Origin of the sequence: Collinsella aerofaciens ATCC 25986 (assembly GCF_010509075.1) — a bacterium.
In the GTDB taxonomy this organism is placed as follows: domain Bacteria; phylum Actinomycetota; class Coriobacteriia; order Coriobacteriales; family Coriobacteriaceae; genus Collinsella; species Collinsella aerofaciens.
Genome location: NZ_CP048433.1, coordinates 2,294,042 through 2,314,945 on the forward strand (window position 1 = coordinate 2,294,042; position 20,904 = coordinate 2,314,945).

Below are 20,904 nucleotides of genomic sequence, written 5' to 3' on the forward strand. Positions count from 1 at the left end.
CACAGTCGATACTTTGTGAGCAACGATTTGCTGTTCAATTTTCGGAGAGAGAATCAAGACGGTCGAGGAGTTATCAGGCAATGAGATTGTGTCTAGAGAGCGCGAACGAGAGATGCGATCTACAGACGACTGAATAGCTCCATCTGTTTTGGTTACAACGAAATGTGTGCCGCGCGCCTGCGGCATGAAGAAGGGAGATTCTTATGAATATCGTTGTATTGAGCGGTAGCCCGCGCAAGGGCGCCAATACCGACACTATGGTCGAGGCCTTTGCCGAGACCGCGCGCGAGGCCGGCAATACGGTCGAGGTCATTCGCGTTGCCAGCAAGAAGATCGCTGGTTGTCTGGGGTGCCAGTATTGCTTCGCCCACGAGGGCACTTGCGTGCAGAAGGATGACATGGCCAACGTGATCGAGTCGCTGAAAGACGCCGACATGGTTGTCTTCGCTTCGCCTATCTACTGGTTTGATATCACTGCGCAGGAGAAGGCCGCCATCGATCGCCTATACGCCTTCGGTGCTACGGGCTTCCCGTTCACCAAGACGGCCCTTTTACTCAATAGCCACAGCGAGGGCGTCTATGATGCGGCGATCGCTATGTACAAGTCGACCTGTGCGTACTGCAAGTGGGAGGACCAGGGCATTGTCGCCATCAGCGGTATGACCGAGCGCGACAGCATGGCATCGTCGCCCAAGTTGAAAGAGGTGCGAGAGCTCGCTCGCAAGCTCGCCTAAGGACAAGAAGAACGCATGGCAATAAGCGTTGGCGGAAATGCTTGCTGTCCTTACCAAGAGGATTACTGATTGCCATGCGTTGATGTCCTTATGGACAATCTCCGCGTGCTAGGAGACTTTCTCGCTCAGGAACTCCCTGAATGCGGGGATGTCAAAGCCAACGAGATCACGCCCACGTTCCCCGATGACGCCGTCCTCGAGAAGGCGGCGTTTGTATTGGCTTGCGTAGTTGCTGGCGACGCCCATGCGTTTGGCTATCTCCGAGACCCTGCTGGGGCCAGAATCGGGCAGCATCGCGAGTAAAAACTCAATGTCTTTATCGGAAAGCTCTCGATAGGTCGTTTCGAGAATGCGATCACGCAGCTCCATGCGTGCGAGTAGGGAACCCTGCTGGACATCGGATGCACTGATTTGGGGCGAGTTCTCCGAAACATCCCAAGTGCGATATCCGACGAGCTGCATCATGTAGGGGAATCCGTCGACGGCCTTCACAGCATTCTCGAGCGCTTCTGGTGTGATTGAACGTCCTCCGGCCTCAACGGTTTTGCGAAACGCGTTTGCAATTTCAACGTCAGTGATTCGTCCTAACTGATGATATTGGGAACGCCTGAGGAACGAGACGGAATCGTTACGCAGCAACGCCGATACTTTGTAGGGCAGTCCTGCCATGAGTAGGGCAACTTTTTTACCTTCGCGTACAAAGTGCTGGTAAACAGAGGCAAATTGAAGCATTTCTTCGAGATCGACGGTGACTTCATCGATGGTAATGAGAAGTCCGATGTCATGTTTTTCGAGTTGCTTAAAGATGCCATTCATGCGTGTGCGCCAGTTGCCCTGGACCTCTTGAGCATATGTCCAATCGATGCCCACTGGACCAATTTGAACGCCGTTTATGCGCGCATGAGGCTGTGAGAGGTAGCTATCTGCGGCTTCTTTGGTTCGCTCGATAATATCTTCGAGCATGCCTGGCATGGCGGAGACGTTTGCTGCGATCCAACCGTGTTCAAGCGCCGTTTCTGAAAGGAGCGAGAGAAGCGCCGTCTTGCCCGTTCCCCTTGCGCCCGTAAAAATGGTCGACAGGTTGGGATCTCCCGGGCCGTTGATAAAGCCACGGTTGATGTCACGCAGAATATGCTCGCGACCCGCTAGAAAGGGAGGGACGCTTCCGAACGTCGGGGTAAAGGGGTTCTTGCTGTACTCCATGGTGGCTCCTTTGCAAGTTTTGCTAATTTTTGCAAGTTTTGCTAACTTTTGCAAGTTTTGCTAACGACTGACCAAAGGGCATCGAAGCAGTGGCGCTGACATTTTTTACGCAGAAAAATAAGCAGAAATCAATTTATCTGCGTTAAAAAATAGTTGAGAAGAAAAACGACGAGTCCCGGGCGCAATGACGTTGCGTTCCGGGCCTCGTCGCTTTGCGAAGTATCTAACGATCTCGTATGCCGTCGTCCTAGTCAAACAGGCTCGGCATGTCGTTTTCTTTCATAAGGGCACCGGCGGAGGGGAGGCTCTGTGCGGTGAACTTTTCGGCCGAGACACCGGCGCCAAGGATCTCCTCGGTCGTGCCGACGGTGGTGACCGAGCGGCCCTTCTTGGCCGTAAAGGCCTGGACGCCCTGCGTGTTGGTGGTCGTCTTGGTCTTGAGCAACGACGTGTTGAAGTTCATCAAACGATAGTCGCTCGAGACCAGTGCGATGTCGCGGTCTTCCTTGAGCACCTGGGCATACAGCAGCTTGCTGCCGCCGTAGATAGCGTTCTTGAGGCGCTTGCGGTTGGTCTTGGTGACGTATCCAGAAAGTGCGACACGCACCACGCGGCCGTTCTCAAAGACAAACAGCACGTCGGCCTTATAGTCCTCGGGGTCGATGACCCAGATGACGCTCTCGTCGGGTTCCATCTCAAGATCGGTCGGCAGGTACGAGCCCAGCTGGGCCGACTTGGTGTCCTCAAACGCCGCAACCTTGCATTTGTACACCTGGCTCTTGTTGGTAAAGACCAGCAGCTCGTGGGTGTTGGAGGACGGGAACTCGATAAAGGGTTTGTCGCCGTCCTTGTACTTGAGCGTGGTCGCCTTCTTGAGCACGCGGTCCGTCATCTTCTTAAGGTAGCCATCGCGCGAGAGCATGATGGTCACCGGGTACTCCTCGACCTCGGGCTCCAAGCTTACCTCGATAACCTCATGGGGCTCGATCCTGCCCGTGCGACGCGGCATCACATATTTCTTGTTGACCGCGGCCAGCTCGTCGCTGATGACCTTCTTGATGTTCTCCTCGCTGGAGAGGATCTCCTCAAGCTCGGCAATCTCGCTCTCAAGCTTGGCGATGTCCTTGGTGCGGTTGAGGATGTACTCTTCGTTAATGTTGCGGAGCTTGAGCTCGGCAACAAACTCGGCCTGGGTCTCGTCGATGTCGAAACCCTTCATAAGGTTGGGCACGACCTCGGCTTCAAGCTTGGTGCCACGGATGATGGCGATGGCCTTGTCGATGTCGAGCAAGATTGCCTCGAGGCCGTGCAGCAGGTGCAGGCGCTCGGACTTTTTGCCCAGGTCAAAGTTAATGCGGCGACGCGTGGACTCAATACGCCATTTGACCCACTCGTGCAGAATCTGGCGCACGCCCATAACACGGGGATAGCCGTCGACGAGCACGTTGAAGTTGCACGAGAACGAATCCTGCAGCGTGGTCGAGCGATAGAGCTTGGCCATGAGCTTGTCGGGGTCGACGCCGCGCTTAAGGTCGATGGCGATGCGCAGGCCCGAAAGATCGGTCTCGTCGCGGATGTCGGCAATCTCCTTGACCTTGCCCTCCTTGGAGAGCTTGACGATGCGCTCGATGATGACATCGGTCTTGGTGGTGTAGGGGATCTCGTAGACCTCGATGATGCGCTCTTCGGGAATCCAGCGCCAGCGGGAACGGATCTGGAAGCTGCCAAGACCGGTCTCGATGATCTTCTCCATCTCCTCGCGGCGGTAGATGATCTCGCCGCCGGTCGAGAAGTCGGGCATGGGCATATACTCGAGCAGGTCGCAGTCGGGATCCTGCAGGTAATGCATGGTGGCGGTGCAGACCTCGTTGAGGTTGAAACCGCAGATGTCGGACGCCATGGCGACGCCGATGCCTTTGTTGGCCGAAACCAGAATATTGGGGAACGTGGTGGGCAGCAGGCGCGGCTCCTTCATGGCGCCGTCGTAGCTGTCAACGAAGTCGACCGGGTCCTTGTCGATGTCCTTAAAGATCTCGGCGCTGATGGGGGAGAGCTTGGCCTCGGTATAACGCGAGGCGGCGTAGCTCAGGTCGCCCGAATAGTACTTGCCAAAGTTGCCCTTCGACTCCACGAAGGGGGCGAGCAGTGCCTCGTTGCCGGTGGCCAGACGCACCATCGTCTCGTAGATCGCGGCGTCGCCGTGCGGATTGAGCTTCATGGTCTGGCCCACGATGTTGGCGCTCTTCTGGCGCTCGCCCTTGAGCAGACCCATCTTGTACATGGTGTAGAGCAGCTTGCGGTGCGAGGGCTTAAAGCCGTCGATCTCGGGGAATGCACGCGAGACGTTGACGCTCATGGCGTAGGGCATGTAGTTGACCTCGAGCGTCTGCGTGATCGGCTGGTCGGTGACCTCGGAGTGCAGGCCGATGACGTTCTCGGCGTTGACCTGCTTTTTCTTTGGCTGGTTCTTCGTCTTCTTCTTTGCCACGATTTCCTCTTGAACTTCTTATGGGCCGTCGTTATCGATTTGCTGCTATTGCAGGTCCAGCTGGTCCAGATATTCCTTGCCGTGCTCGGAGATATGGCGCTTGCGGCCCGCTTCGTCGTTGCCCAGCAACAGGTTAAACATGGTCTCCATCTTGGTGACGTCCTCGGGCTCCACCTTGATCAGGCGACGCGTCTCGGGGTTCATGGTGGTGAGCCACATCATGTCCGGGTCGTTCTCGCCAAGACCCTTGGAGCGGTTGATGGAGCACTTTTGGTCGCCAATCTCCTTGAGGATGCCGTTCTTCTCGAGCTCGGTGTAGGCAAAGTAGGTCTTCTCTTTGCAGTTGATCTCGTAGAGCGGCGACTCGGCGATATACACGTAACCCTCGTCGATAAGTGTGGGCACCAGGCGGTAAAGCATGGTGAGCACGAGCGTGCGGATGTGGTAACCGTCGACGTCGGCGTCCGTACAGATGATGACCTTGTTCCAGTTGAGGTTGTCCAGGTCAAAGGCACCAAGGTTCTTGATGCGCTTGTCTTTGATCTCCACGCCGCAGCCCAGCACGCGCATGAGGTCCATGATGATGTCGGACTTAAAGATGCGCGGGTAGTCCTCTTTCAGGCAGTTGAGGATCTTACCGCGGACGGGCATAACGCCTTGGAACTCGGCATCGCGCGAGGTGCGAATGGCGCCTGCTGCCGAGTCGCCCTCTACGATGTAGATCTCGCGACGGTTCTTGTCCTTGGAGCGGCAGTCGATGAACTTCTGCACGCGGTTGGCCATGTCGGTCTTCTGCTGCAGGTTGGTCTTGATGCTTTGACGCGTCTTCTCGGCGTTCTCGCGCGAACGCTTGTTGATGAGCACCTGCTCCATGATCTTGTTGGCGGCGTCTTTGTTCTCGATCAGGTAGGTCGAGAGGCGTTCCTTAAAGAAGGCCGTCATGGCCTGCTGGATAAAGCGGTTGTTGATGGCCTTCTTAGTCTGGTTTTCATAGGACGTTTGGGTGGAGAAACAGTTGGTCACCAGCACCAGGCAGTCCTGGACGTCCTGCCATTTGATGCCGCTCTCGTTTTTGTTGTACTTGCCCTGTTGCTTAATGTAAGCATCGATGGCACTGGTCAGAGCGCTGCGGGCGGCCTTCTCGGGCGAGCCGCCATTCTCGAGCCACGATGAGTTGTGGTAGTACTCCTGCATCATGAAGGTGCGCGAGAAGCACATGCACGCGGTAATCTTGACGTTGTAGTCGGGCAGGTCCTCGCGATCTCGACCGCGACGGTCGGCCTCGATAAAGAAGGGCTCGGTGAGGTAGTCGGTACCGACCTTCTCGAGCACGTAGTCCTCGATGCCCTTGGGGTAGCAGAAGTCCTCTTCGGAAAACTCGCCATCGTCACCTTCGATGCGCAGGCGGAAGGTCACGTTGGCGTTGACCACGGCCTGGCGGCGCATGGTTTCGCGATACCAATCGTGGGGGATGCTGATGGAGGTAAAGACCTCAAGATCGGGGCGCCACTTGATGGTGGTGCCGGTGCGGTTCTCGTCGCTGGGCTCAATCTCGAGTGCCTTCTTCTTGGCGCCGACAACCTTGCCCTTCTTAAAGTGCAGGGAGTACTTGTTGCCATCGCGCCAAACCGTGACGTCCATGTACTCGGAGGCGTACTGGGTCGCGCACGAGCCCAGGCCGTTGGTACCGAGCGAGAAGTCGTAGTCGCCGCCCTGGTTGTTATTGTATTTGCCGCCGGCGTAGAGCTCGCAAAAGACGAGTTCCCAGTTAAAGCGCTTCTCGGAGGGGTTCCAGTCGAGCGGGCAGCCACGGCCGTTGTCCTCTACCTGAATGGAGCCATCGCGAAAGGCGGTAAGGGTGATGAGCTTGCCGTAGCCCTGGCGCGCCTCGTCAACGGCGTTGGACAGAATCTCGAAGGCGGCATGCGCGCAGCCATCGAGTCCGTCCGAGCCGAAGATGACGGCAGGGCGCAGGCGTACGCGCTCCTCGTCCTTGAGCTGGCGGATACTGTCGTTACCATAGTTTGCGGTGTTTTTTGCCATACTCGCTCTCTCGGTGCTCCTTTGCTGCGTTTAAGTCATATAGATAGTCAAGGTAGCATAGCCCAGCCCACAGACGATTCCAACCAACACGAAATCCATCGAACAACCGTTCGATTAGATAATGAATGCTTGGAATGCGGGAGGGACCTGTCCTGTCCTATCCAAACATCTGCGGCAGGTCGATGAAGACGGTTCGATCGCTTTCGCCAGCTTCGAAGCCCGAACGGGAGAAGAATCCATAGCGATGGCACTTGAGTCCCGTTGCCTCGACTTGGGCGATTTCCTCGTCGACCATTTTTTGCGTGATGGGGGATTTGCGGAACTTTGCTTCGTAGAATGCGTAGCCCTCGGGGTCTTGCGTTACCACATCGAATTCGCCGCTCGTTTTGTTTGCGGGGTCGTCGTACCAGTACTTGCCTATGGCGTCGAAAGCCGGTTCGATCTTGCCGGTCCTGTTCTGCCGCACGAGGTATTGACGGCAGATCTCCTCGAACATATGAGGAACGTAGTTTTCCTCGAAGTCTTGGAAGACGTGACGATCATAGAAGACTTCCGGGTCGAGCAGCTGACGCGCTGAGGCATTGCGGAAAACATAGCGATAGTAAAAGAGCGAAAGCGGATCCACTACAAAGTAGCCAGACTTGCGCTTGTTCGTAGGGTCGTTGATGGGTGCACGCTTTTGGACGATTTCGAGTGACATGAGCTTGTCGAGCACGTCTGCCATGGCCGGACCGCTCGAGACGTGCGACTGTGCCAGCACGTCCCCCCAACGGGAGTAGCCTTGTGCGAGAGCCCCGAAAACTTCGTTGGCGTTGGTCATCTTCGAGATCTCGGCGTTGAGATAGGACGGCACCTCGCTTTCTAAGCGGGCGCCAGGTTCCGTGACGAGCTCGATGATGTTGTCGCGTACGCTTTGGGATTGATCGATGAGGCGATTGTAAAAGGGGATACCGCCAAAAACGCTATAGAGCCGCACCTTGTCCTCGGGCGAGAACGCGGGATAGAACTTCGCAGCGTCAAAGTAATCCATGGGCTTAAGCTCAAGCGCGAGATCAATTCGCCCGTAGAGGGGGCTTTCATGCTCGATGAGGGATTTCATAATCTCAACGTAGGAGCCGCACAGGACAATGTTTAAACGTGAGTCTTCCCTGTGGGCGTCGATTGAGGTCTGAAGAATGCTGTCTAAGCCTTTAACCGCATCTCTCAAGTAGGGGTATTCGTCGAGAACGAGGGTAATGTTCTTGTCTTTAGCTTGGGCAAACAGAAATTCGATGAGCTCGCGGATGCCTGTGAAGGCGAGCGGAGGAAAGCTCAGCGCTTCAGCAACAAGGACGGACAGACTCTCGAGGTTGTCTGCCTCGGAGGTTTGGCGGCACTCGTAATAGACCGTTGCGACGTCCGACAAATCGGTTAGCGCCTGCTTGATGAGCTCACTTTTTCCGACGCGACGCCTGCCGTAAATGAGAACATTGCGCTGCTCGGGTGCTTTGAGCGTTTTCTTAATACGGGCGAGCTCACGCTCCCTGCCAATAAATTCCACTTACTCGGTTCCTTCCGACTCGGTTTTGTCCGAGTTAATTGTATCGCATGGATCAGTTTATGCTCGAGTTTACTCGGACAAAACCGAGTCGGTTCTGCCCGAGTAAATTTGAAGGCGGCCGAATGCGTCTTGCTGCGTTTGCGGTTGGATACGTTGTCGAAAACGTGTCGTGCGGATTGTTGGATCGAATCGAACATTGGGACAGACGTCTCGTTTTATGGGCCGGGGGCGTGCATGTGCGAGTTCTTTTGGCCCATAAGGAACGCTGGTGGGTCGTTATTTGGGCCACGGGTCACTTCGCCGGCGCCGTGTTTCGTCATACGCTCATAGTGGAAGCCGATGCCACGGGGTCGACTTGGGACTCGGGCAATGGATGAGCTGCAAGCCGAAAGGAGCGGTGAGAATGATGAGGCCCATGACAAAGAAACTGCTGTTAGGAATTCCCACCGTGACGCTTTCGGCCGTGCTGGCGTGTACAGTGGCCGGCTGTGGCGGTAGTGCTCCGAGCGGCTCGCCTGGCGGTTCGGGCGGCAGCGCGCCTGTGCAGGAAAAGCCCAGGGCCTATGATTCGCAGACGGTCGAGGTGGCAGGCATTACCTATGAGTCGGTGGCTCACGGTACGTTCTATCGCGGCGATGCCAAGCTGCAGGACGGCTTTTACCTGCACATCAAGATCACCAACAACAACACAAAGAACAGGACGTTCAGTTCCTTTAACGTGCATGCTGCCCAGGGCGATCTTGAGGCAGGCGACCCGTTGTTCACTTCCGGCAAGGCGGCCGTGCTCGACTACGTTGCAAGCGAGGCTCCCGATGAGCTGCACGAGGGCATCGACCTTTCCGAGAGGCCAGATATCGGCCCGGGCGAGACCGTTGAGTACGTGTATTTCTGGGCGCCCAAGACGGCGTACTACGGGCCCATCACTGTCGAGTTCGTAGACGCTTATGCCCCCGCCAAGAATCATGAGGCCATGCACTTTGACACCACGGGATGCGAGACCAAGGAGTTCAAGGCGGCCGGCGGCGTGGCCGATTCTGGCGAGAAGGCAGATTTAACGGGCATCGACTGCGCATCGTACAGCATCGAGGCCGCCGATGGGTACACGCTGGATTCGTCCGACGAAGAGCGCGAAAAGGCAAACTTCTTCCACGACGAGACTGGAGGACGCCTGAACATCAGCATCTTCCCGCGCTCGCCGGAGGAAGAGGTTGCAAGCCTAGAGCAGGTCTACGAAGGCAAGGAGACAACAACCGACCAGGTCGAGTACAACGGCATAACGTGGCTGCGCTTTACCGGTCCCGACAACGGCCATACGCTGTTTGCGACGGCTCCCGCGACGGGCGAGACCGTCCGCGTGTCGATTGGCTGGAAGATCGATTGGGACGCCGCCGCGCCCATGATGGAGGCATTGAAGCTCAAGTAGCGGGTTGCGATTCCCATGTCAGGCGACTCAGGGCTGGCTCCGAGTTATCGGGGCCAGCCCCTTTTGATGTTCGATGAGCCGAGTCGGCGTCTCTCGCAAAGGTAACTGAGAGCTAGCGAGGCTTATCCGAATTGACCTCATCGGCGGTGTCGTTTTCGAGCGCCGTGCGGCGGGCGCTGTAGGCGACAAGGCCGGCGCCGGCTGCGGCGAGTGCTGCTGCGGCTGCTGTCAGGGGGACGTTGCTGTCGCCCGTGCCCGCAAGCGCGCCCGCTTTTCCGGGGCGCTTGTTATTGCCGTGATCCTTGCCGCTGCTGGAGCTGCTTCCGCCGGAGTCGCCGCCCTTGTCAGTACCGCCGCCACTCGTGCCGCCATCGCCGTCGACCGTCATCGGGGCGTCGTGAAGTCCTGTCGTATCCGCGTTGTCGCATACGCCGACCTGAACTTCTGAGCGTTCGCACGCCGCGTCGGGCACATGAAGCTCGTGCAGTACGGCACCCAGCGCCGAGTTTGCGCCCGGTCGAATTTCCTCGAGCGTTACGGGATCGAGCGCCACCAGATTACGCGCCTTCGCATATAGCGTTACGCGTTTGCCCACCTCGTCGCTCCAACTCTCGGGGATGGCGAAGCTCATGCGGAACTGTGCCGTGCAACCCGGTGCCAGCACGGCGTTGCCGCTGTCGGCTACCAGCGGGTGCGTTGCAAAACGTGCGCCCAGCGTCTCGAGCGCGTACTTCACGTGTGCCATGTCGTTGGCCGAAGCATCCTCGGCAAGCTCCGGATCGTAGATCGAAGCCATGCGTGCGTTTGCTCCGAACCCGATGGATGCGCTGGAGAACGGCTGGCTGGAGCCCTCTCGGTACAGATCGATCGTGCCGGCGGTCAGCAAGGTGTTACCGTCGTTTCGCACCGTGACCATGAAGGATTCGCCTGCTGCTCCGGGCACCACCGCGCCCGAGGTAGCGACCGCGCCCGTCGGAGTGGCACACGCCACCAAGGGCACTTCGATGCCGTGTAGTTCTGCCTCGCTCTTCTCCGCGCTCACAATGTGCGTGGCGAGCGCGGAGAGCATGCTCCCCGACGTCAAAAATGTCGTTATCTGATCGACGGGATGGTCTAGCTCGCACATCACGAACGGCTCCGTAAACAGATCGCCTGCCAAGGTGCTGGCGAAGATGCGGAAGTGCTTGCCCATCACTGCTACCGGGTTGCCTTCTTCGTCGTAGGTCTGTCCCACCTTGCCATCGGTGTTCTCTACATAGAGCACGCACCTGCCGTTGTTGCTTACGCTAAACGATGCTGGGCCACAGCCTGCGGCACCCACGGGCTGCGTTGCAAAGGCCGATGCGCCTCGCGTCCAAGTAATATGCTGCAGTTGCTCGTTGACGGTTGCCAAAAAGCCCGAATGTTGTGGCCACGGCACCGCGTGGGGCACTGTGACATCTGGCGACATAACGCCCCAGCCCGCAATGGACTGGCCGATCACGGCGTACGATGCGCAGCCACAACCGCCTGCAGTCTCGTATGCAACGGGCACCACCATTTTGCCATTGATATTCTCGGACGCGCCCAGCTCGATGCTCGACGGTGCTTGCGGAAAGCGGAGAACTTGGCGGAACGTCAGGCTGTCGCCCAAATCATCCGACCACAGGGTAAAGCATTCCAGTGCAACCTGAGCCTCGCTGCCGAGCGCCTTTTCTGCGGTGGCTCCGTGGCGGTGGAGGTAGGCGCCCGACAGACGTCCGTCGACCAGTGTCTTGCCCACCGTGATGCGTGGGCACTGCAGGCAATGGTAGCCATCCTCCTGAAGGCGGCCGCGCGAGATGCTGCGCCACGACGTGTGCGATATCACGCGAACTTCGTCGTTGCTTATGCGCAGGCGCACAACGGACAGTATGCCGGATGTGCTCGCCGTATCGAAAAGGGTGTTGTCGCCGGCGGGGCGCTCACCCGAGACCAGCAGCACGTAGGCGTCCTGGTTTCCTCTTCCGTCTGTATATTCCACCACGTCGAAGTCGTAATCGAATATGCCGTTGCGCTCCACATCGCCCTCGCCAAACCCAAGGGGAAAGTCCACGGGCGTGGGAGCGGACCACGTGCCGTTTGCCTTTGTGTGCACCACCAGGCGCGAGCGACCATTGTCGCCGTAGCGCACCGAGGCGATACGGAACAGGCATTCTACGCCGGCAATCCTTGCCAGCTTCATGTGAGCTTCGCTGAGCACGCCAGCAAACAGCACGTTGTCGCTCGAGGGTTTGATGCCGCCACGCTCGTCCTCCGACACGCCGGCAGAATTGGCGTTCGGGTCAGCAACGGCGTTCGTCGTCTGGCCGATATAGGCGTACTCGTACATCGGCGCGGCGTTTTCGTCGTTTTCCATCAGTGCATGGACGAAATGTTCGACCTGTCCCGTGTCGTCGCTCTCTGCATCCGCCTCGAGCTCAATGCGCGTGACCGCTTGATTCCAATCGCGTACGACAGAAGCGACGTTTACGGCAGTGGCCTTAACCTCGGCGCGTGCGAGCAGCTCGGCGTTGGTGACGATGGTGGCCGATGCGATAAATTGCGGCACGCCGCCCGCCTCGGCGTTGCCGGCTGAGCCGAAGCAGGCATCTAGTGTATAGGGCGTATCTCCACCCAATGCGAGCTCAGAGCGCTGGAGTACATACTGGTCGCCGTTGTTCACCGACATATTCCACGAATCGAGGAGTGTGGGCCACGACCCCGACCAAGCCTTGGTGGTCCACTTGAACATCACGAACTGGAGTATCACATCGACATCGACGTCTGCACCTACGCGCAGTCGCGGAAGCTGGTGTCCATCTGCCTTCTCGTACCCAATGAACAGCGTGAGGGATGCGGCGCCGCGCACGGCGGACGAAGCGACGCCTGCAACGCCGGCGCCAAAGGTGACGGCAAGCCCGATCTGGATGGTGAACGAGCCCGACGTGTTTGAATAGTCGAGCGAAATGTTTTTGAAAAACGCCGCGCCGCTGCCGTGCGTGTGGGCACCCACGGCGAGCGCCAGCTTCGCCAGCACCCAGGGGTTGACGTTTAGGAAAAACGGCACCGGTCCTAGGGTAAACTGCTCGGTCCAATTGAGGTCGGTTCTTACCTGGAAGAGGGCCTTAATATTGCCGTATGCGGGGTCGTTGTTGTTACCCCAGGTTTTGCCCACCCAATCGTAGGCGAGCGAGCCGTACAGCTGTGTGGCGATATCCATCGTGAACAGCGGCGTGCAATGGTGGCGAAGGAGCTTGGTGTTTCTTGGATCGGTGCCCGAACCGGCACTCATACTTTTGTACTGATTCCACTTCCCCTCCATCTCGTCGAGGTAGCGGTTTGCCTGCTTGGCGCCCGACTCACGCGGCGATTTCTTCCAGTATTCCGGATCAGGGTTGCCCGAATCGTTCATATAGCTGGCTGGTTTGTATCCTCCGCCAAACAGCACGTACCCGGCAAACGAGAAATCGAAGAGGATCGGAAATGTGGGCATCCAACACGTGAACTTATTACCACCGATGCCGGGAAACGCCGCGGGGAAATCAAACGGAGTGATCTCTTGGTCCATGGTGGTGGGGACGATAGTGGTCGAGCCCGATTCTGCCTTTGCGGCCGGCGCAGTGACAACGGCCATGGGGGAGGAGAGCGTGTAGGTTTTGCCCCGATAGTCGAGGACAAAGCACAGCTTGCAGCCTTCTTCCAGAAGGTCCGATGCCGCATCGAGGAACTTGTCTTCGAGTGTGAACGTCGCCAGATTATCCGCACCCGATGCGCTGGCCTTGACTTGGCCAATCTGCGTGACGGTTTCGGGTGAGCTGCCCGCGGCAGGCGTCACTTTGTTGATGCGCAGCGTTGCCTGTCCACCCTGTGGCAGATGTGCCTGCACGGTAAAGGCGTGCGTATCGGGCTGCTCGTTTGCCGTGTCGTCCTTCGGCAATGTCATGAACGTGGCTTCAGCGTACTGGATGTCCCATTCGTCGAATGTGAGCTGGCGGAAGTACGGCTCGCCGTCGGAAAGCGGACGCGTGGGCGCGGTTATGGCGGTGCCGCCCTGGATACGCGCAAGGGGAATCTCGACATCACGGTAGCCCGCCATGCTAATGGAGATGCCGCCGTTAAAGTCGTACGCGTCGAGAAGCGTTGCCTCGTCCACGTAGCCTTCCGAAAGAGGCGCGACCTCAAAGATGGCCGTGCCCTCGTCGTCGGTAGTGGCGGAGAGCTGCTTGCCCGCGGCATAACGCGACGCGAGCGTGACCTGGGCTCCCTTGATGGGCATATTCTTGTTGGCGACGTCGATCACAACCACACCAAACATGGTGCGCGAGAGCACCAGGACCTTGAAGGGGTCTTCTTCGTCGGCATAGGCCGCGGTGGGCGCGAACGGCAGCAGGAAGGCATTTTCGCTTCCCGGCACGCGAGGCAACATAATGCTCGCTAGCGAGGATGTTCCGGCGATAAGTAGCGAACGGCGATCAAGCATTTTGGGCTCCCATCCCGCAAATTTCGGTGGAAATAATCCAATTTTGCGAGAAGGTGCCCCGTGGCGGTAGTGCCGTTCGAGGGTCAAAATGTCCAATTTGAGCGCGCGAAAGCGCTAGGCCCCCGGAGTGCTTTCGATACGCCGGGCAGTCTGGCCGCTAGCGCAACATGTGGGCAACCAGCTCGGCGCGAGTTCCGATACCAAGCTTGGCATACACTCCTGATAGGCGGTTTTTGACGGTGCCCGGCGATACTCCCATATGGCGTGCGATTTCGGCGTTGGTCCACCCGCGACAGGCGAGCATGGCCATGGTGAATTCCGTGGTCGTTAGATCGTCGGCCACGTCCTCGCCCGAATCGGGGTTGTGGATGCGCCGCCAGCCGTAGCTGAATCGATACGTAATCTCGATGATGCGTGCGAAGTCGTCAGGGTATTGCGTTTTTAGACACGCCTCGATAAGCCCCAGCAAAAGGCCGTGGTGCTCGCCGATAAGTTCGACAAGGCCGTCGGGGCGCGCAACGTTCCAAGCAGCTCCGAAGTGCGTTTTTGCGGCGTCGATGTCCTTGAGGCTCATGCATGCCATGGAAGCTGCCAGGTGCAGGAACAGCTCCGAGATGGGATAGCTTCCCTGTTTCATAATCAGGGCGTTTTCCGCCATGCCCAGGCTGCGGCCGTAATCGCCGCGCAGGTACAAGGCGTGCGCCATCACGTAGCTGGCGAATAGGCGCAGGCCTTCGGGCAGATGCGCCGCAAGTGGATAAAACTCTTCAGCAGAATACGGGGAAGGCAAGTGCAGCAGGACACTCGCGGCCGAGGCGAACAGGATATGCGTGGCGTGGACGGCGGGCGATTCCTCGTCAGTTGGCGTATCGAGGATGCCAGCAAGGCACCGGCGGGCGTCGGCGATACGGTTGAGCGACAGACTGGCATATCCGCAGATAAGGCATGCGGAATAGCGCAGTGCGGGATCGGTGGCGTCAAGATAGGGGCGCGCCGTCTTGGCAGCGAGCGTGGCCTGTCCGCGAAAGTACAGCGCTTCTGCCGTGGCGATGGTGCGTGAATCGGGGTCGGAAATGCCTGCAACCGCAGCGTCAATCTGCCCCGGCACAAAGGCGGTGCACATCAACGGCATGGGAATGCGCGGGTAGCCATCGCAGTCCATCTTCCATCTCCCAACAGCTGGCAACAATTGCAGCAATTGTACTCCTGTTGCTCGGGACTGGAATTTGTGGGTATCGCCTACGATTATGCCGAACGTATAAAGGAAGAGTCTATTGGCGATGCTTCCAAGGTGGCTACCGAAGCCTATCTGACCTTGGGATATAGAAAAACTGCCACCCCTGCAAAAAGCTCTGCCGCAGCGATGGGAAACGCATCTTCTGGGCATTCCGGCGTCTCCAGCCAGCGCTGGACTGCTGCTGTCGCCTTCGCGTTGGCGAGCGGGGCGTGGGGACCGTCCGGCGACCAGCGGTGACGGGCGAGCCCCGCCGCGTACGTGGGACTCCATCGGCGTAGACCCATGACCCCCATGGCATCGGAGAAGTTCACCATGGCGTCCAGGACTTTACCGTCCGGCACGTCCAGCCTAGCGGCTCTCTTGAACCCAAGGTTGAAAGGGGGCGTTGTACAAGGCGAATGGGGCCGAGTGGAAGTGGATCAAAAGAGCGTTACTTGACGTTTCATGCATAATGCCAACCGCCCCGCGACATCACGTTCGCAGCGCGCAGGGGCCGGAGAATCTTCGCGATGAGAGTTGACGTCTAATACCTTGCATCGTATAGTGTGTATAGCATAGTATATGACGAGAGGAGGTGTGCGGATGGAGGCACAGATGAAGCGCGGCTTCCTGGAGGCCTGCGTGCTCGCGGCCGTCTCCGGCGAGGAGTCCTACGGCTACCAGATCGTGAAGGACGTACCGGCGAGCATGGGGCTCACGGAGTCGACGCTCTACCCGCTGCTCAAGCGCCTGGAGAAAGCCGGGTGCATCACGGCGCGCTCCGCCGAGCACAACGGGCGGCTGCGCCGGTACTACCGCATCACGGACGACGGGCGAGCACGCATCGAGGAGTTCCTGGCCGAGTGGCCGTCCGTACGGGAGATTTACGCATACGTTGAGGGGGCGCACCATGACGCGCGATGAGTTTCTGGGCCGGTTGGGCGAGCTGCTCGCCTGCCTGCCGGCCGAGCAGGTGGAGGAGACCAAGGCGTTCTATGCGGAGGCCATCGCTGACCGCATGGAGGACGGTATGAGCGAGGAGGAGGCCGTGGCCGCCATGGGCACGCCCGGCGAGGTGGCGGATGCCACGCTCGACGACCTGCCCGCCGTGCCGCGCGCGATCGCGAGGACGCGCCGGCGCAGCACCGCGCTGCTGTGGGTGCTGACCATCGTGGGCTCCCCGGTGTGGGTGCCGCTGCTCGCCGCCTTCGCCGCCGTGGCCGTCACGGTCTATATCTGCATCTGGGTGCTGGCGCTCTGCGTGTGGATCGTCGCGGCGGCACTCGGGGGCGTGGGCGTAGTTGAGCTCCTGCTTGCCGTAAGCGGCGTCACCATTGGCCACTTCCCGTACGCCCTCGCCTCGGCGGGCGTGGGGCTCGGCCTCGTCGGCGTGGCGCTCTTCGTTGGTGCTGGCGCTTGGGCCGCCTCAAAACAAATTGCGCGCCTCTCGGCGCTCTGGGCGAGGAAGGCCGCCTCGCCCTTCTGGAAGGGTAAGGGCGAGAAGGGCGGCGCTGCCGCGCGTCTCGCGGCGTAGAAAGGAGTGAGTACCATGACCAGCGCGAAGAAGATCTACCTCGCCGTGGCGGGCGGGCTCGTTGCCGCGGGCGTTGTCCTCGCGGGCATTGGCTTTATCGCCTCGGGCTTCGACCCGGCCGTGTTCACGACCCAAATCGACATGCGCGACAGCACCATCGTGCTCGGCGGCGTCGAGGTGGACGACCCGACGGGCCTCCCCCTCATCGAGCAGCTCGCCAATCTGGGCGAGATCGACACCTCCGGCGTCGCGGATCCCGCCGCGCCCTAGGCGCAGCGAGCCCGGGCGCTCTGCCCGCCAAGCTGCGTAAGCCGGCGAAACCCGAACCTCAACCTCTACGCAACTGGCCCCAAGCCTGCGCCGATTCGCTCTCGGCGCCGCGCGGGGGCCCGTGACGCATGCCCAAAAGGTATGAGGAGAAAGGAACGCGATGACGACAACCACGCCCTTCCGCCTTCATGGGGCCACGCAGGACCGGAAGCGACTGGGCCGTGCGGTGGGGCTGTGCTTGGATTGGCTACACTGATATGGACAGTTCCGTGAGGGGCGCGAGAGACGGGACTCTGGGGAGATCTTCGAGGAGGAGTGTCTCGACTGGAAGCGCGGGTTCAGTGGAGCAGGAACCTAATCTCTGTCTCTCCTGCTTTTTTGATTTGTTGAGAAGCCGGCATTTGGGGGCATTTTGGATAGCGAACAGTTCAAACAAGAAGCTGAGAAAATAGAACAAAGCCTGAGTGCCTTGAGAGTCGCCGAGCGCAATGCAGTGATTCCCTTCATGAACGGCGACTTTACCCAATGGGATCTATATCTGGCATCCTCCTCTGAGTATGCGATGAGACTGATAGACGGATTCATCTCCATGCTCGAGTCGAGGAATCTTGTTTGCGTCGCCCAGCTTCTCCGCGCACAGGTTGGAGTCTGCCTGCGGACATTCGCATTATTCGCCGCCGAAGACCAGGATGACTTTCTCCCAAAAGGTTGCCAAGTACCATGGCGTGAGCGTTGGGGTAGCCATCATTCAGCGTGGATACATCCGGATGCGCATAGATCCAGACGATTCCAACGTTCTCGTATTTCCCGTGCAGGTAATCGAAGAGGGCAAGCGACGCCATACAGTTGCCGCCGACGGTCACGACTCTGTCGGGGTTTTCTGCCGTAAGCTTCCTCTGCGCATCCTGAATTCCCGCCAGGACTTCGTCCTCGGCACAGATGCGAACTGCCTCCCATTTCTCATGTCCAAGTTTTGGGACGCGTTTCGCAATGCCGAGTGGGACCCCTGGACAGTCGGATCACGTGGTGGCCCCCTTTGAGAGGGTCACGAGCATGGTGGTCCCGTTCTCGGAACTTGCTTCGACCTCTACCGTGCCGCCGTGTAGGGCTGCAATCTCCCAAACAAGCGCTAGCCCGAGTCCTGCGCCGCCGTATGCCCTGCTGCGGGATTTATCTAGACGAAAGAACGGCTGGAAGATGCTCTCTCGGTACTGTTTGGGTATTCCCGGGCCCTCATCTTTGACTCGCAGGAGCACGTGGCTGTCGCTGTCGCTGATGGAGACGTTGACAGTCGAGCCGGGGCGGCTGTAACGGATGGCGTTTTCGACCAGATTGAACACCAGCCGATAGAGGAGCGTATCACTTCCGATTGTCAAAGCGTCTCCAGCACAATTGAGGGCTATGCCCTTATTCTCGGCAAGTGGCGCAAGGTCGGTGAGGACCTCTTCGGACAAGGGACCGAGTTCAACATCGTCCTCGCAAGGAACGCTGCGGAGCTCACTCATCTCGAGTAATACCTTGGTCATTCGAGACATGCGCTCGGTTTGTTCTTGTAGCAGGCCGAGCAGCTCGGCTGTTTCGGGTTGCAAACCGGAGTGCTCGGAGATGAATAGTTCAATCTGTGCTTGCATAAGGGCGAGCGGGGTGCGCAGCTCGTGTGCGGCGTTGCCGGTAAACTGACGCTGTGCAGAGAACCCTTCGCCAAGACGGGCGATCATGTCGTTGAAAGAGGCGCTACATCGTTGTAGCTCGGTGGGCACATCTTCACTGAGTCTGATTTCGCTTAGGTTGTCAGGCTGCACACGCTCAACCTGGGCGGCAAAAGCTCGTAGCGGTTTGAGCGCACGGCCGCTCACAAAGTATGCCAGCACGCCGCCAAGGAGTGTGACTCCAGCCGTGATGCACCAGGCTGTCGTGCCAAAAGACTCTTGTGCGTCGTTTACGACGATCGTGACCTCGTCATCGAGGGTCGCTTTCGTTGGGTCGAACGCCTGGGGCGAATCTTCGCCGGCTGCGCTAAGGGCCGAGACGTCGCTGCCGATAGCATCCATGTAGCGCATGCCCGTATAGCCGACCAGGCAGTTCGTCAGCACGCACGCAGCGCACGTGAGCAGTGCCGTCATAATCGTTATGCGCCATTGCAACGAAAGCCTTTTCATTCGCTATCCTCCATAACGTAGCCCTCTCCAATCCGATTGCGAATCGGGTCGTATCCCAAAGCGATGCGTAGCTTTTTGCGGAGTGACGAGATATGAACGCGGGTCGCGTTGCTAAAGCTGTTCACGCTGCTATCCCAAACGTGCTCGATAAGCTCCTCTTGGCTTACCGGACGTCCCTGATTAAGCATCAGGTATTCCAAGATTCCCGTTTCCTTGCGCGTAAGAGATAAAGTCTCGCTGTCCACGGAAGCGATGCGCGCCTTGGTGTCAAAGCGGAGCTTTCTGCAGGTTAAAACTACGTCGCTTTGTGTAAAGCGTCTGAGGGTAAGGCTGCGGATCCTTGCCGCAAGCTCGTCCAGATGAAACGGCTTGGTAAGGTAATCGTTGGCGCCGGCATCGAGTCCGGCGACTTTATCGGACACTTCGCCACGCGCGGACAGAATCAGTACCTTGGTCTCGCAATCGGTTTTCCTAAGTTCCCCGAGCACGGTCATGCCGTCGACATGGGGAAGATTGAGGTCGAGTACCACGAGGTCAAAGACTTCGACGCCCAGCAGGTCGAGCGCCTCCCGTCCATCGTGGCAGCAGTCGACGCTGTACGCCAAGTTTCGCAAACTGCGTGCGATCGTGGCGCATAGTGCTCGCTCGTCCTCGACGATCAAAATACGCATAACAGTCTCCTTGCACATTCCAAATCGCGCTTAACACGGATTTTATAGTCGATATGGTCCAATGGTCGCGTAACGAAAGGAGTGGTTGGGTTGTTCAAAGCGGTAAAACCCGTGGTACAGGTCGCTTTGTTGATCGTCGGAATTGCCATGGTGTGCTTTGGCGTTATGCGTGGCGAGGCGGATGCCGTGCTGGCCAAAGCGATTAGGCTGTGCTTGGAGTGTATCGGAATTGGATAAAAGAGAAAACACTGCGTCGCATGTTTTGGCCCAATTTCGCGGATTCATTCAGGCGGCGGCAACACTTATTACCAACATTCACCTGCCAAACTTTGCCAAAGGAAGCATCTATCAGGGCGCGGGAAAAACAGTCTGCGTACCTGGACTTAATTGCTATTCGTGTCCCGCGGCATCGGGTGCGTGCCCCATCGGGTCGTTCCAGTCGGTGGTAGGTTCATCCAAGTTCAACTTTTCTTACTATGTTACCGGTACGCTCATTTTGCTCGGCGTGCTGCTGGGACGTTTTGTATGCGGCTTTCTGTGCCCGTTTGGCTGGCTGCAGGAGCTGCTTCATAAGATTCCCGGCAAAAAGCTTTCGACAAAAAAGCTCAAGCCGCTCACGTACATCAAGTACGTCGTGTTGCTGTTTGCCGTGGTGCTGCTACCCGTCTTGGTGGTTAACGACGTGGGCATGGGCGACCCGTTCTTTTGTAAGTACATCTGTCCGCAGGGTGTGCTCGAGGGCGCCATTCCGCTGGCCATTGCCAATGCCGGCATTCGATCTGCGTTGGGACAGCTCTTTACTTGGAAACTTGTCGTTCTCATTGCCGTGGTAGTGCTGAGCGTTTTGCTCTATCGCCCCTTCTGCAAATGGATTTGCCCGCTCGGCGCATTCTATGCGCTCATGAATAAGGTGTCCTTGTTGGGGATTCAGGTCGACGCGTGCAAATGCGTCTCGTGCGGCAAGTGTTCAAGGGTTTGTCAGATGGACGTTGATGTGGTCCGCGCGCCCAATCATGCCGAATGTATCCGGTGCGGAAAGTGCATCGGGGCCTGCCCCGTCGATGCCATCAGCTATCGCTATGGCCTGGATGTGTCGGCGGAAAAGCTTCCCTTGACCGCCGATAAAAAGTAAACAAGCTTCGA

16 protein-coding genes are annotated in these 20,904 nt (G+C 58.3%); 7 read left to right on the forward strand and 9 right to left on the reverse strand.

Annotated features, from left to right (window positions below):
- Positions 1-203 precede the first annotated feature (203 nt).
- Positions 204-734: a flavodoxin family protein gene (locus GXM19_RS10240; RefSeq protein ID WP_006234605.1), complete on the forward strand. Its 531-nt coding sequence runs from the start codon at positions 204-206 to the stop codon at positions 732-734.
- A gap of 108 nt (positions 735-842) precedes the next feature.
- On the opposite strand, the gene GXM19_RS10245 is transcribed toward GXM19_RS10240, so the two are convergent.
- From GXM19_RS10245 to GXM19_RS10260, 4 genes are all read right to left on the reverse strand, one after another.
- On the reverse strand, positions 843-1,937 hold the full coding sequence (locus GXM19_RS10245) for a P-loop NTPase family protein (RefSeq protein ID WP_006234604.1): 1,095 nt from the start codon (positions 1,935-1,937) through the stop codon (positions 843-845).
- Between the two features lie 247 nt (positions 1,938-2,184).
- Complete coding sequence (locus GXM19_RS10250; RefSeq protein WP_040358715.1) at positions 2,185-4,425, reverse strand: DNA gyrase subunit A; 2,241 nt, start codon at positions 4,423-4,425, stop codon at positions 2,185-2,187.
- A 45-nt stretch (positions 4,426-4,470) separates the two neighbouring features.
- On the reverse strand, positions 4,471-6,468 hold the full coding sequence (locus GXM19_RS10255) for a DNA gyrase/topoisomerase IV subunit B (RefSeq protein WP_006234601.1): 1,998 nt from the start codon (positions 6,466-6,468) through the stop codon (positions 4,471-4,473).
- A gap of 157 nt (positions 6,469-6,625) precedes the next feature.
- Entirely contained in the window at positions 6,626-8,008 is a 1,383-nt protein-coding gene (locus GXM19_RS10260; protein ID WP_040358713.1) for an ATP-binding protein, read from the reverse strand.
- A gap of 403 nt (positions 8,009-8,411) precedes the next feature.
- Here GXM19_RS10260 and GXM19_RS10265 point away from each other — a divergent pair, with 403 nt between their 5' ends.
- Complete coding sequence (locus GXM19_RS10265; protein ID WP_115596169.1) at positions 8,412-9,431, forward strand: hypothetical protein; 1,020 nt, start codon at positions 8,412-8,414, stop codon at positions 9,429-9,431.
- A 112-nt stretch (positions 9,432-9,543) separates the two neighbouring features.
- Here the strand turns inward: GXM19_RS10265 and GXM19_RS10270 are convergent, their stop codons facing one another.
- Both GXM19_RS10270 and GXM19_RS11025 read right to left on the reverse strand, forming a co-directional pair.
- Positions 9,544-13,857 (reverse strand): hypothetical protein, encoded by a 4,314-nt coding sequence (locus GXM19_RS10270; protein ID WP_006234598.1) that lies wholly within the window; start codon positions 13,855-13,857, stop codon positions 9,544-9,546.
- A 211-nt stretch (positions 13,858-14,068) separates the two neighbouring features.
- Entirely contained in the window at positions 14,069-15,073 is a 1,005-nt protein-coding gene (locus GXM19_RS11025) for a helix-turn-helix domain-containing protein (protein ID WP_006234597.1), read from the reverse strand.
- A gap of 657 nt (positions 15,074-15,730) precedes the next feature.
- On the opposite strand from GXM19_RS11025, the gene GXM19_RS10280 reads away from it, so the two are divergent.
- Genes GXM19_RS10280 through GXM19_RS10290 form a run of 3 tightly spaced genes read left to right on the forward strand, consistent with a single transcriptional unit; the run spans position 15,731 to position 16,931 of the window.
- Positions 15,731-16,051: a PadR family transcriptional regulator gene (locus GXM19_RS10280; RefSeq protein ID WP_006234594.1), complete on the forward strand. Its 321-nt coding sequence runs from the start codon at positions 15,731-15,733 to the stop codon at positions 16,049-16,051.
- Positions 16,038-16,661: a DUF1700 domain-containing protein gene (locus GXM19_RS10285; protein WP_006234591.1), complete on the forward strand. Its 624-nt coding sequence runs from the start codon at positions 16,038-16,040 to the stop codon at positions 16,659-16,661. Before GXM19_RS10280 ends, GXM19_RS10285 begins: the two co-directional genes overlap by 14 nt.
- A 15-nt stretch (positions 16,662-16,676) precedes the next feature.
- Positions 16,677-16,931, forward strand: a complete 255-nt coding sequence (locus GXM19_RS10290; RefSeq protein ID WP_006234590.1) for a hypothetical protein — start codon at positions 16,677-16,679, stop codon at positions 16,929-16,931.
- Between the two features lie 581 nt (positions 16,932-17,512).
- Here GXM19_RS10290 and GXM19_RS11310 read toward each other — a convergent pair.
- Genes GXM19_RS11310 through GXM19_RS10305 form a run of 3 tightly spaced genes read right to left on the reverse strand, consistent with a single transcriptional unit; the run spans position 17,513 to position 19,779 of the window.
- On the reverse strand, positions 17,513-17,923 hold the full coding sequence (locus tag GXM19_RS11310; protein WP_115596170.1) for an arginase family protein: 411 nt from the start codon (positions 17,921-17,923) through the stop codon (positions 17,513-17,515).
- Positions 17,924-17,950: 27 nt separating this feature from the next.
- Positions 17,951-19,090 carry a HAMP domain-containing sensor histidine kinase gene (locus GXM19_RS10300; RefSeq protein ID WP_006234587.1) on the reverse strand — a complete coding sequence of 380 codons (1,140 nt, stop codon included), beginning with the start codon at positions 19,088-19,090 and terminating at the stop codon, positions 17,951-17,953.
- Positions 19,087-19,779: a response regulator transcription factor gene (locus GXM19_RS10305; RefSeq protein WP_006234586.1), complete on the reverse strand. Its 693-nt coding sequence runs from the start codon at positions 19,777-19,779 to the stop codon at positions 19,087-19,089. Before GXM19_RS10305 ends, GXM19_RS10300 begins: the two co-directional genes overlap by 4 nt.
- Before the next feature lie 147 nt (positions 19,780-19,926).
- Between GXM19_RS10305 and GXM19_RS11335 the strand changes: the two genes are divergently transcribed.
- Positions 19,927-19,998, forward strand: coding sequence for a CD1871A family CXXC motif-containing protein (locus GXM19_RS11335; RefSeq protein WP_254179316.1), 72 nt, complete (start codon positions 19,927-19,929; stop codon positions 19,996-19,998).
- A 205-nt stretch (positions 19,999-20,203) separates the two neighbouring features.
- Positions 20,204-20,893 (forward strand): 4Fe-4S binding protein, encoded by a 690-nt coding sequence (locus tag GXM19_RS10315; protein ID WP_239057622.1) that lies wholly within the window; start codon positions 20,204-20,206, stop codon positions 20,891-20,893.
- The last annotated feature ends 11 nt before the right edge of the window (positions 20,894-20,904 follow it).